Below are 13,586 nucleotides of genomic sequence, written 5' to 3'. Positions count from 1 at the left end.
GGCGATACCTTACGACGCCTGCGCCAGGCGCGTCGACTCCTCCCGGATCAGGGAGAGGATGCGGCGCTTCGCGTCATTGAATTCGGGGCTGGTGATGTCGCGCGGGCGCGGCAGGTCGAAGTTGACGGCCTCGCGGATACGGCCGGGCCGCTTCGTCATCACCACGATCTTGTTGCCGAGCACCAGCGCCTCGTCGACGCTGTGAGTGACGAAAACGATGGTGCAGCGGCGCTTCTGCCAGATTGCGACCAGCTCCTCCTGCATTTCGAGCTTGGTCTGGGCGTCAAGCGCCGCGAAAGGCTCATCCATCAGGATGACGCTAGGATTCATCAACAGCGCGCGGGCGATACCGACGCGCTGATTCATGCCGCCGGACATCTCGGAGGGATGATGGTGCTCGAAACCGCGCAAGCCGACGAGATCGATGAACTCGATGGCGCGATCGTGCCGCTCGGACTTGCCGACGCCCTTGAGCTTGAGATGAAAGGCGATGTTGTCGATCGCCGTCAGCCACGGCATCAGGGTCGGCTGCTGGAACACCACCCCGCGGTCGGAGCCGGGCTGCAGCACCTGCCTGCCGTCGACCAGCGTTCGGCCGGACGTCGCCTGCTCGAAGCCGGCGATGATGTTGAGCAGGGTCGACTTGCCGCAGCCGGACGGACCGAGCAGGCAGACGAAGTCGTTGGCCTCGATGTCGAGATTGATGTTGTCCAGCGTCAGCAGGTCGCGTCCGCGCCGCTTGTCGGAGAACACCTTGACGATGTTGCGTAGCTCGATGGCCGCCATCAGCCTGCCCTGCCCTGCACGGTGGTTGTCTGCTGCCAGCGCAGCGTGTGCGCCATGATCGCCTTGAGCCCGAGGTCGGAGAGATAGCCGAGCAGCCCGATCGAGATCATCGCCGCGAGCACGATGTCGTAACGCAGGAAGTAGTAGGAATCCCACAAGACGTAGCCGAGGCCGCTTTTGACCGCGACCATCTCGGCCGTGACCGTCAGCATCCAGGCCGAGCCGACCGCGATGCGAAGGCCTGCGAAGATCGAAGGCAGCGCCGCCGGCAGCACGATGTCGGTCAGCATCTGGCGCTGGTTCGCGCCCATCATCGCGCCGGCGCGCACGAGATTGTGGTCGACGGTCTTCACGCCATGGATGGTGTTCATCAGCACGGGAAAGAACGCGCCGAGGAAGACCAGGAAGATCGCCGGCTTGTCGGCAATGCCGAACCAGATAATGGCGAGCGGGATCCAGGACACCGGCGGGATCGGCCGCAGCATCTGCAGCGTCGGCTCCAGCGTCTTCTCGAACAGGCGCGACCAGCCGATGGCGACGCCGGCGAGGATTCCGAGCAGGCTTGCCAGCGCGAAGCCGCCGAACACGCGAAGCGCGCTGGCGAGCGCATCGCGCAGCCAGTGACCGGAATAGGTTTGCGTCGTCTCGTCGAAGCCGAACACCCAGTCGCCGAGCGCATGCAGCACCGCGCTCGGCGCCGGCAGCAGCGCGGGCGGAAGCACGCCGCTACGAGCGAAGGCTTCCCAGCCGGCAATCAGCAGCGCAGGGACAACGAGGCGTTCGAGCCCCTGCAACGCCCGCGTCAGCCGAAAGGCCGGCCTCGCGGGCGAGACGTCAGTAACCGAGGTCATTCTTGGCCTTTCCCGTGGCCTTCTCCAGGAACGAATAATCCATGTTCTTCTCCGCTTCTGCGGAGACGTCCTTCTGAATGTATTTGAGGTCGCGCATCATCGCCGCGATCGCGAGCGTTTGCGACCGATGGATCGCCGAATCGGGCGAAGCGTTCTTCAGCGCTTCGGTCGCCACATTCTTATCGAGGCCGGTCAGCTTGTTGATGACCTCGATCCACGGCGTCTTGTCGGCGATCAGCTTGTTGTCGAGCTCAACAACGGCGCTGACGACGCCCTGAACGCCGGCGCGCTGGCTTGCGATGACGTCAGAGCGGGTGACGATCAGGTTGGTCAGATTGCCTGCCGCCTGCTCATACGGCAGCACGAAATGCTTGCCGGCACCGGCGAGCCGGATCTGCGAGGCGAACGGCTCGACCGAGCAGATCATGTCGACCTCGCCGCGCTGCAGCGCCGCGAGATGGTCGGACGGATTGGGGATGTTGATGAACTGGACGTCCTTGTTGGGATCGACGCCCTGCTTGAGGAATGCGCCGCGCATGTGGATGTCCTGCGCATTGCCGCGGGAGGCCGCGACCTTCAGCAACTGACCGTCGCTCTTGCCCTTGGCAACGATGGCCTTGAACGCGGTCCAGTCATCAGGCGGGAGGTTCAGCTTCGTGGAGGAAAGACATTCCGAGCCGCCGTTGATCTGGCCGGACACGGCGACGACGTCAAAGCCCTTGTCGAGCGCGGTAATGTAATGAAGGTAGGTGACCTGCGCGACGTCGATGCTCTTCGAGATCAGCGCGGTGAGCACGTCGTTGCCCGAGTTGAAGCCGGTGGCCTCGACCTCGACGCCCTTCGCCATGCCTGGGATCAGCGACATCGGCAGACAGTGCGCGCATTTGGCGTAGCCGAGCTTGATCTTCGCGGTCTGCGCGGAAGCGAGATGGCTCGCACCGAACATCGCCGCCATCACCACGAGGCCCAGTCGCAAACTCGTCCGCATCGCATACTCCGTTTCGATAGAGCGCGAGATCCCGCGCGTTGCGCAGGATCATCCGTCGCCCTTCGCCGCAGCGCAATCCGGTTTTTGCATGCTGCATACAATTTGCGCGCTATGCCATTGTTTTCAGCGACATGCGTCGGTATTTTGGGCAAGCAAAGCGGCCGGAAACGGCTAGGATGAACTGAAGCAATGAGGCGCGCGTGCAGCAGAAGTCGGAAACCCCGAAGGGCCGAAAATCGCCCAAGCTCAAGAGGATGGGCCTGCATGAGCGCGCCGCCGCGCGGATGCGGACGATGATCATTCGCGGCGAACTGGCGCCGGGATCGCAGACCCAGGAGACCAAGCTGTCGAAGGAACTGGGCGTGTCGCGCACGCCCCTTCGCGAGGCGATGAAGGTGCTCGCGGCCGAAGGGTTGATCGAGCTCCGCCCCAACCGCAGCCCGCGCATCGCCGACATTGCGATCGCCGGCATCTCGGAATTGTTCGAAGCGCTCGCCGGCATCGAGCGGCTCGCCGCAGAACTCGCCGCCGAGCGCGCCACCGAGCGCGACCTCGCCCGCCTGCGCGCGCTGCAGACCCGCATGGAAGGTCATCACCGCAGCGGCAAGCTCGACGATTACTTCGCCATCAACGGCGAGATTCACAACACCATCGTCCGGATGGCGCGCAACACGCCGCTGCGCGAGGCGCACGAGACGTTGATCTCCCGCGCCGAGCGTGCACGCTATCTGGCGCTGGGTGCCGACAGGCGCTGGAGCAATTCGGTGGACGAACACGCCGGTATCCTCGCCGCCCTCGAAGCGCGCGACAGCGAAGCCGCGGGGCGCCTGCTCGGCGCCCATGTCCGGCAGACCGGCACTGCGCTGCTCGAGACGCTCGCGCCCAAACCCAAGCTGACGGCGGCATGACCATGAAGCTGCTGCTGCTCAATCCCAACACCAGCACGGGGGTCACGCGGTTGATGACGGATGTCGGGCAGCGCGCCGCCGCGCCCGGCACCGAGATCGTCCCCTGCACCGCCGCGCGCGGCGTGCCCTATATCGCAACCCGCACCGAGGCGCAGATCGGCGGCGCCATCGCACTGGAAATGCTGGCCGAACAGCATACCAAGGTCGATGCTGCGATCATCGCCGCCTTCGGTGACCCCGGCCTGTTCGCCGCGCGCGAGACGTTCGATATTCCCGTGATCGGCCTTGCGGAAGCCGCGATGCTGACGGCCTGCATGGCCGGACGGCGCTTTGCCATCGTCACCTTCGCCCAGGCGCTGGGGCCCTGGTACGAGGAATGTGTCCGCGACCACGGGCTGCGCGAGCGCTGCGCGGGCATCCGCATGCTCGACGCGCCGTTTCAGGCGATCTCCGAGGTCGGCACCGAGAAGGAGGACCTTCTGGTCGAACTCGCACAGCGCGCGATCGTCGAGGATGAGGCCGATGTGCTGATCTTTGCAGGTGCGCCGCTCTCGGGTCTTGCCGAGCGCGTCGCCGACCGGATCCCCGTTCCCGTCGTCGACCAGGTCGTCGCCGCCGTGAAGCTGGCCGAGGCACTTGTCGCGCTGCGCCTGCGCAAGGCCACGGCCGGCACGTACCGCCGGCCCGCTGCCAAACCCACCATCGGTCTTGCCGGCGCGCTCGCCGCCCGGCTCGAGCATCGCGACAGCTAGGGGAGCCTCGGCCGGCGATGCGAAAAGCCCAATTCGTTTTCGATGGCACGGCCGAAAGCAAACAGGCGGGATTCGCAACCCGGCGGCGCGATGATCTGGATGCCGAAGGGCAGCTGATTCTCCCCCCGCCGCACCGGCAAGGTCAGCACCGGAAATCCGACCAGCGAAACGATGAAGGTGACGGCGAGATAGTCGATCGGCGTCTCCAGCTCTGCGCCGTCGATCGCGGTGACGTCACTGATCTCGTTCGGCCAAGGGAAAACCGACGCCGCCGGCGCGATCAGGAAATCCGCACGCGCGAACAGCGCGCCAAAGCTGCGGTAGATCGCGGTGCGCCGCCGCTCGGCGTTCAGGTAATCCTCGGCCGAGAGTTTGGCGCCCGCCTCGATATTCCAGATCACGGTGGGCGTAAGCTCGCTGCGGCGCGTTCTCAGCAGCTCGCCATAGCTGTTGGCGATGTGCGCGGCCCGAAGGGTGCGGAAGGTCTCGATCGCACCGCTGCAATCCGGCGAAGACGAGACGATTTCGGCAACACGCGCGAGCGCTTCGCAAGCATCGGCAAACCGGGCGCGCACATCGCGCGAAACCGGCGCAACACCGAAATCAGGCGTGACTGCGATCCGGGAACGTCCAAGCAGGGGACGATGGTCATTGACGACGCCGGTCGAGAGCGGGTCCAGGGCATCGGCGCCAGCGCAGACCGACAGCGCGAGTTCGAGATCATCGACGCCGCGGGCAAGAAAACCGTGGCTGGCCAGCATGTCCCAACCGAGCGGTCGGCGGGGCGACGGGATGCGGCCAGGGGTCGGCCGAATCGAGGCGACGTCGCAGAAGCTTGCGGGCGTGCGCACCGAGCCACCGAAATCGGTGCCGTGCGCCAGCGGCACCATGCCGGCCGCCACTGCCGCGGCGGAGCCACCGGACGATCCGCCGGAAGTCAGCGCTGGATCAAACGGATTGCGCGTCGGCCCGCACAATTTATTGGTGCAGACCGCGCCGAAGCCGAACTCCGGCGTGTTGGTCTTCCCCAGGATGATCGCACCGGCGCGCCGCAGCCGCGCAACGACGAGGTCATCCTCGGCCGGGACGTGGTCGCGAAACAGCACCGATCCGTAGGTGGTCGCAAGCCCGGCGGTGTCGGTGAGGTCCTTGATCGCGACGGGCACCCCATGCAGCGGGCCGCTCGGCTCAGCCGCCGCGTCGCAGATGTCGGCCGCACGGCGGGCACCCTGCGCATCAACAGTCACGAACGCTGCGATTTGCCTCTCCACCAGTGCAATCCGCGCCAGATGCGCCTCGACGGCGTCACGCGAAGACAGCTCTCCCCTGGCAATGGCGCGCGCGAGGGTTGTGGCGGTGAGGTGGCAGATCGATTGATCCGAGGTCATCGGATGACAATGCCAAAACGCACCGCAAAAAGCGACCGCGTCGGGCACGGGACTTGCTTTCTCCTCTGGGGCAATGGGAGGCAACATCATGGCTGAACCGCAAGGCGGACGATCGCTGGTCGTCGACGCTGTCACCCACCGCTACCCGAGCGGCGCGCTCGCGGTTGAAAACATCAATCTCGACATCAAGGGCGGCGAGATCATCGCCCTGCTCGGCCCGTCCGGCTGCGGCAAGACCACGCTGCTGCGGATCATCGCCGGCTTTATCGCGCAGACGCAGGGCCGCATTATCATCGGCGACGACATCGTCGACACGCTGCCGCCGAACCGCCGCGCCGTCGGCATCGTGTTCCAGAACTACGCGCTGTTCCCGCATCTCTCCATCAGCGAGAACGTGGCCTACGGGCTCGCTGCCCGCGGTATCGACAGGGCGACGCGCCAGCGCGAGTCGCAGCGCCTCCTGGAATTGGTGCAATTACCGACCATGGCTGAACGCCTGCCGCGGCAGCTCTCGGGCGGCCAACAACAGCGCGTCGCGCTGGCCCGCGCGCTCGCGATCAAGCCGTCGATCCTGCTGCTCGACGAGCCCTTTGCCGCGCTAGACAAGAATTTACGTCTCGACATGCAGATCGAGGTCAAGCGGCTGCAGCGTGTCTCCGGCATCACCACGCTGATCGTGACGCACGACCAAGAAGAGGCGCTGTCGATGGCCGACCGCGTCGCCGTACTGAGTCAAGGCAAGCTCGAGCAGTTCGGCACGCCGTCGGACGTCTACGACCGCCCGCAAACGCTGTTCGTGAATACCTTTGTCGGCTCCAGCAATCGCATGCCCGGCGTGGTCGTTTCGGCGGACCGAACTGCCGCCAAGATCCGCCTCGATGCCGGCGCGGAGATCATCGCGCGGCCTGCCACAGGCACGCTCACCGAGGGAGGCCGTGTTACCGTGTGCATCCGACCCGAGCATCTGCAATTCGTCGGCGACGAGACCGGCTTCGCCGGCGTGGTCGGCATGTCGCTGCCGCTGGGCGCGACCGTCGTGCACGAGGTCACGACGGCCGACGGCTCCGGCGTCAAGATTTCCCAGGCGCGCATCGGCGAGACGCGCGCACTGGAGAGCGGCGCCGCCGTGCGCCTTGCACCACTCGCGCCTTCGCTCGCCAACGCATTTCCCGCAACGCTTTAGTTCCTGTCATTGTCCATACGGAGTTCGACATGATCCTCAATCGCCGCAGCCTGATGACGACCGCCCTCACGCTGGGGGCCATGAAGGCGTTTCCCGGACTGAGCTTCGCGCAGGCACGCCCGCTGGTGTTTGCGACCTTCACCGGAAGCTGGGAAGAAGCGCACAAGGCCGTGCTGGTGCCCGCCTTCCGCAAGGCGAACGCCGACGCCGCGATGGTGCTCGACCCCATGCTTTCGGTCGACCAGATCGCGAAGGTGAATGCCGCGAAGGCCAATCCGCCGATCGACGTCATGCTGCACGATCCCGGCCCTGCCCTCGTCGCGATCGGTCAGGACCTGGTCGAAGCCTATCCGGTCGAGAAGAGCGCCTATTACAAGGACCTGATCGCCGAGGCGCAGGAGCCGATGGGACCGGCTCCGTTCTTTCAGGTCGTCGGCCTCACCTACAACCCGGAAGCCGTCAAGACGCCGCCGACCTCGTGGGCTGATCTCTGGAAGCCCGAATTCAAGGGCCGGGTCGGCATCACCAACCTCAACTCGACGCTCGGCACCGGCTGGCTGGTCGAGATCGCCAAGATGCGCGGCGGCTCGGAAGCCAATATCGATCCCGCCTTCAAGGCATTGGAGGAACTCAAGCCCAATCTCGCCGCGGTGGCCGCCAACCCTGGCGCGCTTGCGACCCTGTTCCAGCAGGGCCAGATCGACATCTCGCCCGGCAATTTCAATGCTATCCAGATCCTCAAAGCCCGCGGCGTGCCGGTCGAGTTCGTGGCGCCGAAGGAAGGTGCCATCGCCTTCAAGACCACGATCCACATCGTCAAGAACTCGCCAAACCGCGAGCTTGCCTTCAAGCTGATCGAGGCGGCGCTGACGCCCGAGGTCCAGACCACGCTGATGAACCCGCCTTATCTGATCGTGCCGACCAATTCCAAGGTGACGATGGGCGGCGAGATCGCGCGCGTGCTCGCAAAGGACACCGCCGAGCTGAAGAAGAAGTTCGTGTTCCAGGACTGGAAGAAGATCAACGAGCAGCGCTCGGCCTGGATCGAGCGCTTCAACCGCGAGATTAAGATCTAGGACCCTCACCATGGGCACGGCACCGGCATCACGGGACGTCACCTCATATGGAATGGGATTGGCGGCGCCGCTGGCGCTGTTCTTCCTGTTCTTCTTCGTCGCGCCGCTCGTGCAACTGTTCTGGCTCTCGCTGCACAACGACACGGCCGGGCTCCATTGGGGGCTCGGCCAGTACATTCACTTCCTCACCGACCCTTTCAGCCTCAGCGTTCTCGGCTCGACGCTGCTGCTGGGGGCCGAAGTGACGGCCGTCTGTCTCGTGCTCGGCTTTCCCATCGCCTGGCTCTACCAGCGGGTCGGGCCCAGGCTTCAGACCATCATCATCCTGATCGTGCTGCTGCCGCTGTTGACCAGCGTGGTGGTGCGTACCTTCGCGTGGATCGTCATCCTGGGCCGCCAGGGCATCATCAACGCGACACTGCAGTCGCTGGGGATCATCGATACGCCCCTGAAGCTGCTCTACACCCAGTTCGGCGTCGTGATCGCGCTCGCTCAGGTGCAGATGCCGCTGATGATTCTTCCGCTGATCACCGCGCTCGGCCGCATCGATTCCAATCTCGACGATGCCTCCTGCTCGCTCGGCGCCGGAAGCTGGCGCACCTTCTTCCGCGTCGTCCTGCCGCTGTCGCTGCCCGGCGTGATCGCCGGCTGCACCCTGACCTATGCTGCCGCCATCACCGCCTTCATCACCCAATCGCTGGTCGGTGGCGGGCAGATGCTGTTCATGCCGATGTATCTCTACCAGCAGGCCTCGACCTTGCAGAACTGGCCGTTCGCGTCGGCGATCTCGATCATCTTCCTGCTGGCCGTGCTCGCGGTCGTCTCGGTCTTCACCACGCTCGGCCGCCTGTCGCGCGGCTATGGAGGCGCATGATGGCTGGCCGCAAGCGCACGCTCGAGGCATTCAGCTTCGAACTGGTGATGACGTTGGTCGCGATCATCGCGCTGATCCTGATCATCGCGCCGTCGCTCGTCGTCCTGATCGTCTCCTTCACGAGCGGCTTCTCGCTGAGGTTTCCGCCGCCGGGCTATTCGCTGCGCTGGTACGCCGAGCTCTGGGACGCCTGGCAGCTGCACTTCGCGGCGAAGAACAGCCTGATCGTCGCGCTGTGGGCGACGGGCCTGTCCGTCGTGCTCGGTGTCGCCGCCGCGCTTGCGATCTCGCGGTCGCAGGCACTGTCGGCGCGACTGCTCGATTCCCTCTTCATGTCGCCGCTGGTCCTGCCTGCGCTGGCCTTTGGTCTGGCTGCGCTGATGCTGTTTTCGCTGGTCGGCCTGCCGGTGTCCCCGCTGACGCTGGTAATCGGCCACACCGTAGTCTGCGTGCCCTATGTCGTGCGCAACACGGTCGCTGCCCTTGCCCAATTGGAGCCGACCCTGCTGGAGAGCTCCGCGGTGCTCGGCGCGAGCCGCCTTTACACGTTCCGGCGCATCGTGCTGCCGCTGATCCGGCCCGGCATCATTGCCGGCGCCTTCATCGCCTTCATGTCGTCCTTCGACAACGTGCCGGTCTCGCTGTTCCTGCGCGACGCAGCGACCGACATGCTGCCGATCCGGATGTGGCAGGACCTCGAAGGCAAGCTCGACGTCACCATCGCCGCGCTGTCGAGCGTGCTGATCATTGCCACCGTTGTTCTGGTTGCGGTGATGGAGCGCGTCACCGGCCTGTCGCGGCGGCTGACCAACTGATCAGGCCCCGCGAAACAGCGAGTAGCCCCAGCGGGTGAATTTCAGCGGCAGATGAAAATGTTCATCGACGTTCTTGATGCGGAAGCGAAACGGCGCCACGGTCAGGAAACCGTCGCTGTCGCCGAAGAACGCGCCGAGATGAAACAGGACTTCATACTCGCCGGCCGTCACGCCCGCGCCTTGCGCGACGGGATGATCGAGCACGCCGTTGGCGCCGAGCCGCCCGTCGGCGATGCGCAGCGAGTCCGGATCGATCCGCCAGATCTCGGCGCGCAGGCCCTGCGCCGGCCGTCCGCTCGCCACGTCGACCGCGTGAATGGAAATACCACCTGCCACCATGATCCTCCTATGAGTGCAGCTGCATGGTAGACGCAAACGGTGCCGCTCGGCCAGCGCCCGCGCTGCTGCCGGCCCTGGGGGCGATGACCTGGCTCCAGGCCCTGGTGGCGCTCGCGCTGTTCGCGCCGGGCGTGGTCGCGCCGCGCGCCCGTATCGAGGTCTGGCAGCTCTCGATGTTCTCCTGCGCGGTGTTCGCCGTCGGAATCCCCGCCTCGTTCTGGGGCGGCGGTTTCATTGCGCGGCTGGGCTCGCTCCGGATCGCCAGCCTTTGCGCCGCGGCCATCGTCGTCAGCATGGCGCTGGCCTCGCTCGGCACGACGGCTGCGCTGCTCGCTGCGGGCCTCTGTCTCGGCCTTGCATTCGGACCGGAGACGCCGGCTAGCGCGGCGCTGCTGTCGCGGCTCGTGACGGCCGAACGGCGGGCCTTCGTGTTCTCGGTGCGACAGACCGGCAACCAGATTGGCGCCGTCTGCGGCTCGCTGGTGCTGCCTGCCATTGCCGTCTCGCTCGGACCCGCCTGGTGCTACGCAGCCGTCGGAGCCTGCGCGCTGCTCGCGATCCTGCTGTTCGAGCGGCTGCGGCCGGCCTATGCCGGCAAGGCGGCCCCACTTCCAGAGCTCGGTCTCCGTGCACGGCTGGCGCTCGTTACCGCGGACCGGCGCATTGCGATGCTGGCGCTGGCCTCGATGCCGTTCAGCGCGATGCAGGTGTCGCTCAACACGGTCTTCGTCACGCTGGGCACCCGCGAACTCGGCCTCAGCCATATCGAGGCCGGGATGGCGCTCGCCTGCGCGCAAGCCGGTGGCCTGGTGGGTCGGCTCGGCTGGGGCTTTGTCGCGATGCGGCTCGACGCCTCGCGCGCCGTTCTTGTCGTCATCGGCCTCGGCATGGCCTTCTGCGCCGCGCTGCTCGGCCTCGACGGCGGATCGCTCGGACGCACCTGGCAATTCGCGATGGCCGCGCTGTTCGGCCTGACGGCGTCGGGCTGGAACGGCGTTTTCGTTGCCGAGATCGCGCGCCTCGCGCCGCAGGATCGGATCGGCGAGACCACCGGTGCGGTGTTGACCGCATCCTATGCGGGATTGCTGGCTGCCGCGGCGCTGATCTCGATCCTGGACGCCGCGGCCAGCCTCGGCGCGGCTTTCGTCGCCTTGGCCTGCCTTGCGCTGTGCGGCACATTGGCGTTGATCTGGGGAGGCCATGACAAGACTGTTCAATAGTGCGCGCGGGATCGCGGTCGATGTCACGGCCGGACGAACGACCGCGGTCGAGACCGCCAAAGCCGCTCTCGCGCGCGTCGAGGCCGCCAAGGCGCTCAATGCGGTGGTCACGATCGACCCCGAGCGCACGCTGGCCGATGCCGCAGCGGTCGACGCTCGCCTGCGCGCCGGCGAGACCATGCCGCTCGCGGGCGTGCCCATCGTCGTCAAGGACAACATCTGGGTCGCCGGCTGGCGTGTCACGCAGGGCTCGCGCCTGTTTGCCGATTTCGTCGCGCCCGACGATGCGATCGCGATCGAGCGGCTGCGCAGCGCCGGCGCCGTCGTCGTCGGCATCGGGGCGACGTCGGAATTCGCCTGCAAGGGGGTCACCACATCACAGCTCTACGGGCCCACGCGCCACCCGCTCGATCACGCGCTGACACCGGGCGGCTCGTCCGGCGGTCCTGCCGCTGCCGTCGCAGCCGGCCTCGTGCCGCTCGCAATCGGCACCGATGCCGGCGGCTCCAGCCGCAGGCCGCCGGCTCATGTCGGCGTCGCCGGCTTCAAGCCATCCTATGGCGCGATCCCCTACGGACCCGGTTTTGCCGAGCCGTTCTTCGGCCTCTCCGTGATCGCACCGATCGCGTCCGACGTGGCCGATATCGCATTGGCTTTCGAGGCCATGGCCGGCGCCGATCCGCGCGACCCGGACTCCGCCGTCATCCCCGCGCAGGCCGAAGACGTCGCCGGCCTGCGCATCGCATTCTCGCCCCGTCTTGGGCTCGACGTCGCCGTCGACGACATCGTCGCGGATGGCCTCGCCTCAACCGTCGACCGCCTTTCCGCGGCAGGCTTGCGCATTATGCAGCGCGATCCGGTCTGGCCGGCGGGCGCGACCGAAGACGCCATCATGCCGCTCCAGCATGCGGGTCTCGCTGCGCTCTATGGGGACGCGTTCCGCAAGGATCCCTCCATGTTTGATCCTGACGTCGCCAGGCAGATCGAACGCGGCCTGTCCTGGTCGGGTGCAGAGGTTGCTGGAGCTCTGGTCGCAAGCGCCGCGGTCGCCAGGGCGTTCGCCGGTTTCCTCACGGAGGTGGACTTGCTGCTGACCCCAACCGTCCCCTGCGTCGCTTGGTCGCTGACGCAACTTGGGCCGGACATGATCGGCGGCAAGCCCGCGAGCCCACGGGGGCATGCGGTGTTTACGCCCTTCGTCAACCATGCCCGCCTGCCCGCGATCTCGATTCCGTGCGGAACGGATCCGCGCGGCCTTCCGTTCGCCCTGCAAATCATCGCCCGGCGGGGAGAGGACCGCACCCTGCTTGGCGCCGCCCAGCAGATCGAGGCCATGTTGCGGAGATAGCCTCGCCGAGGACATGACCGACAAGGTGGACTCGCTAGCATGGGTTTTGCATAAATTGCGGGCGACATGGACGCCGCATGAACCTCGTCAGCCTCGACATCCGCATGCTCCGGTCGCTGATCTCGGTGGTCGAGACCGGCAGCATCACCGAGACCGCGCGACGGCTGGGCCGCACCCAGCCGGCGATCACGTTGCAATTGCAGCGGCTGGAGGAGCTCACCGGCAAGCAGCTGTTCGAGCACGGCGGCCGCAGGCTCATCTTGACGGACGACGGCACCACGGTCCTCACCTACGCCAAATCCATCCTGAGGTTGCATGACGAGCTGATTTCGCAACTGGCGTCGCAGGAGATCGAGGGCCAGGTCGTGCTCGGCACGCCGGATCTCTATGCCGCGTTCATGCTGCCGCAGATCCTCAGCGTGTTCAAAAAATCCTTTCCGCGCGTGCAGGTCGAGCTCAATTGCGCGCTGTCGACGCCGCTGGTCGGCCTGGTCAAGCGCGGCGACGTCGACATCGCGCTCGTCACCCGCATGAACGATTTCACCGGCGGCCAGGTGGTGCGGCGCGAACAGCTGGTGTGGATGACGGGCGAGCAGTCCACGGCGCATCAGGAGCGACCGATCCCGCTCGCGCTGCTGCCGCCGGGCAACATCTATCGCGACTACGCCATCGATACGCTGGAGCGCGCCAATCTGCGCTGGCGCGTCGCCTGCGTCAGCGAAAGCGTCGGCGGCCTCCAGGCCGCGGCCTTCGCCGGGATGGCGGTGACCGTGCTCGGCCGCAGCGCGCTGGTGCCGGCCATGCGCGAGATCGGACCGAACGAGGGCCTGCCGCCGTTGCCGAAGATCGAGCTGTTGCTTTACAAATCCAGCGGCGCGACCTCGAAGGCGGCGACCGCGCTGCACGACTATCTCGCGCATTATCTGCGCCTCGACGAGGAGCTCAGCGGCCGCGGCGCACCGATCGAGCTGGGCTAGGTTCTACCCAAACCCCTTGCGGGTGATGAGGCGGAGTGATTCAAGGCTTCCCAAAGGGAGGCTTTGATGGCTCGCTTCGAC

14 protein-coding genes are annotated in these 13,586 nt (G+C 66.3%); 9 read left to right on the top strand and 5 right to left on the bottom strand.

Features of this window, described 5'->3' with window-relative positions:
• Positions 1 to 9 precede the first annotated feature (9 nt).
• From JQ580_RS32340 to JQ580_RS32330, 3 genes are read right to left on the bottom strand one after another with little or no spacing between them, the layout of a single operon-like run.
• Positions 10 to 786: an ABC transporter ATP-binding protein gene (locus JQ580_RS32340; protein ID WP_212285201.1), complete on the bottom strand. Its 777-nt coding sequence runs from the start codon at positions 784 to 786 to the stop codon at positions 10 to 12.
• On the bottom strand, positions 786 to 1,637 hold the full coding sequence (locus JQ580_RS32335) for an ABC transporter permease (RefSeq protein ID WP_212285200.1): 852 nt from the start codon (positions 1,635 to 1,637) through the stop codon (positions 786 to 788). The genes JQ580_RS32340 and JQ580_RS32335 overlap by 1 nt, the downstream gene beginning before the upstream one ends.
• Positions 1,621 to 2,625 carry an ABC transporter substrate-binding protein gene (locus JQ580_RS32330; protein ID WP_212285197.1) on the bottom strand — a complete coding sequence of 335 codons (1,005 nt, stop codon included), beginning with the start codon at positions 2,623 to 2,625 and terminating at the stop codon, positions 1,621 to 1,623. The genes JQ580_RS32335 and JQ580_RS32330 overlap by 17 nt, the downstream gene beginning before the upstream one ends.
• A gap of 200 nt (positions 2,626 to 2,825) precedes the next feature.
• Here JQ580_RS32330 and JQ580_RS32325 point away from each other — a divergent pair, with 200 nt between their 5' ends.
• Entirely contained in the window at positions 2,826 to 3,533 is a 708-nt protein-coding gene (locus tag JQ580_RS32325) for a GntR family transcriptional regulator (protein ID WP_212285195.1), read from the top strand.
• A gap of 2 nt (positions 3,534 to 3,535) precedes the next feature.
• On the top strand, positions 3,536 to 4,285 hold the full coding sequence (locus JQ580_RS32320; RefSeq protein WP_212285254.1) for an aspartate/glutamate racemase family protein: 750 nt from the start codon (positions 3,536 to 3,538) through the stop codon (positions 4,283 to 4,285).
• Here the strand turns inward: JQ580_RS32320 and JQ580_RS32315 are convergent.
• The gene (locus JQ580_RS32315; RefSeq protein WP_212285193.1) at positions 4,282 to 5,673 is read right to left on the bottom strand and encodes an amidase; all 1,392 of its coding nucleotides are present in this window, start codon (positions 5,671 to 5,673) and stop codon (positions 4,282 to 4,284) included. The genes JQ580_RS32320 and JQ580_RS32315 overlap by 4 nt on opposite strands.
• An 88-nt stretch (positions 5,674 to 5,761) precedes the next feature.
• Here JQ580_RS32315 and JQ580_RS32310 point away from each other — a divergent pair, with 88 nt between their 5' ends.
• Genes JQ580_RS32310 through JQ580_RS32295 form a run of 4 tightly spaced genes read left to right on the top strand, consistent with a single transcriptional unit; the run spans position 5,762 to position 9,621 of the window.
• The gene (locus tag JQ580_RS32310) at positions 5,762 to 6,856 is read left to right on the top strand and encodes an ABC transporter ATP-binding protein (protein ID WP_212285191.1); all 1,095 of its coding nucleotides are present in this window, start codon (positions 5,762 to 5,764) and stop codon (positions 6,854 to 6,856) included.
• A 29-nt stretch (positions 6,857 to 6,885) separates the two neighbouring features.
• Positions 6,886 to 7,932, top strand: a complete 1,047-nt coding sequence (locus tag JQ580_RS32305) for an ABC transporter substrate-binding protein (RefSeq protein WP_212285189.1) — start codon at positions 6,886 to 6,888, stop codon at positions 7,930 to 7,932.
• A gap of 10 nt (positions 7,933 to 7,942) precedes the next feature.
• Entirely contained in the window at positions 7,943 to 8,806 is an 864-nt protein-coding gene (locus JQ580_RS32300; RefSeq protein ID WP_212285188.1) for an ABC transporter permease, read from the top strand.
• On the top strand, positions 8,806 to 9,621 hold the full coding sequence (locus JQ580_RS32295; RefSeq protein WP_212285252.1) for an ABC transporter permease: 816 nt from the start codon (positions 8,806 to 8,808) through the stop codon (positions 9,619 to 9,621). The genes JQ580_RS32300 and JQ580_RS32295 overlap by 1 nt, the downstream gene beginning before the upstream one ends.
• Here the strand turns inward: JQ580_RS32295 and JQ580_RS32290 are convergent, their stop codons facing one another.
• Positions 9,622 to 9,957 carry a hydroxyisourate hydrolase gene (locus tag JQ580_RS32290; protein WP_212285250.1) on the bottom strand — a complete coding sequence of 112 codons (336 nt, stop codon included), beginning with the start codon at positions 9,955 to 9,957 and terminating at the stop codon, positions 9,622 to 9,624.
• Between the two features lie 26 nt (positions 9,958 to 9,983).
• Between JQ580_RS32290 and JQ580_RS32285 the strand changes: the two genes are divergently transcribed.
• The 3 genes from JQ580_RS32285 (at position 9,984) to JQ580_RS32275 (ending at position 13,505) form a co-directional block, all read left to right on the top strand.
• Positions 9,984 to 11,180 carry an MFS transporter gene (locus JQ580_RS32285; RefSeq protein WP_212285186.1) on the top strand — a complete coding sequence of 399 codons (1,197 nt, stop codon included), beginning with the start codon at positions 9,984 to 9,986 and terminating at the stop codon, positions 11,178 to 11,180.
• Entirely contained in the window at positions 11,161 to 12,528 is a 1,368-nt protein-coding gene (locus JQ580_RS32280; protein ID WP_212285184.1) for an amidase, read from the top strand. The genes JQ580_RS32285 and JQ580_RS32280 overlap by 20 nt, the downstream gene beginning before the upstream one ends.
• A 77-nt stretch (positions 12,529 to 12,605) precedes the next feature.
• Entirely contained in the window at positions 12,606 to 13,505 is a 900-nt protein-coding gene (locus JQ580_RS32275) for a LysR substrate-binding domain-containing protein (protein WP_212285182.1), read from the top strand.
• Positions 13,506 to 13,586: the final 81 nt, after the last annotated feature.

It is taken from the genome of Bradyrhizobium sp. SZCCT0148 (assembly GCF_018129985.1).
Classification (GTDB): domain Bacteria; phylum Pseudomonadota; class Alphaproteobacteria; order Rhizobiales; family Xanthobacteraceae; genus Bradyrhizobium; species Bradyrhizobium japonicum_H.
The sequence above is the reverse complement of the archived record's forward strand: the minus strand, read 5'-3'. Positions and strand labels throughout refer to the sequence as shown.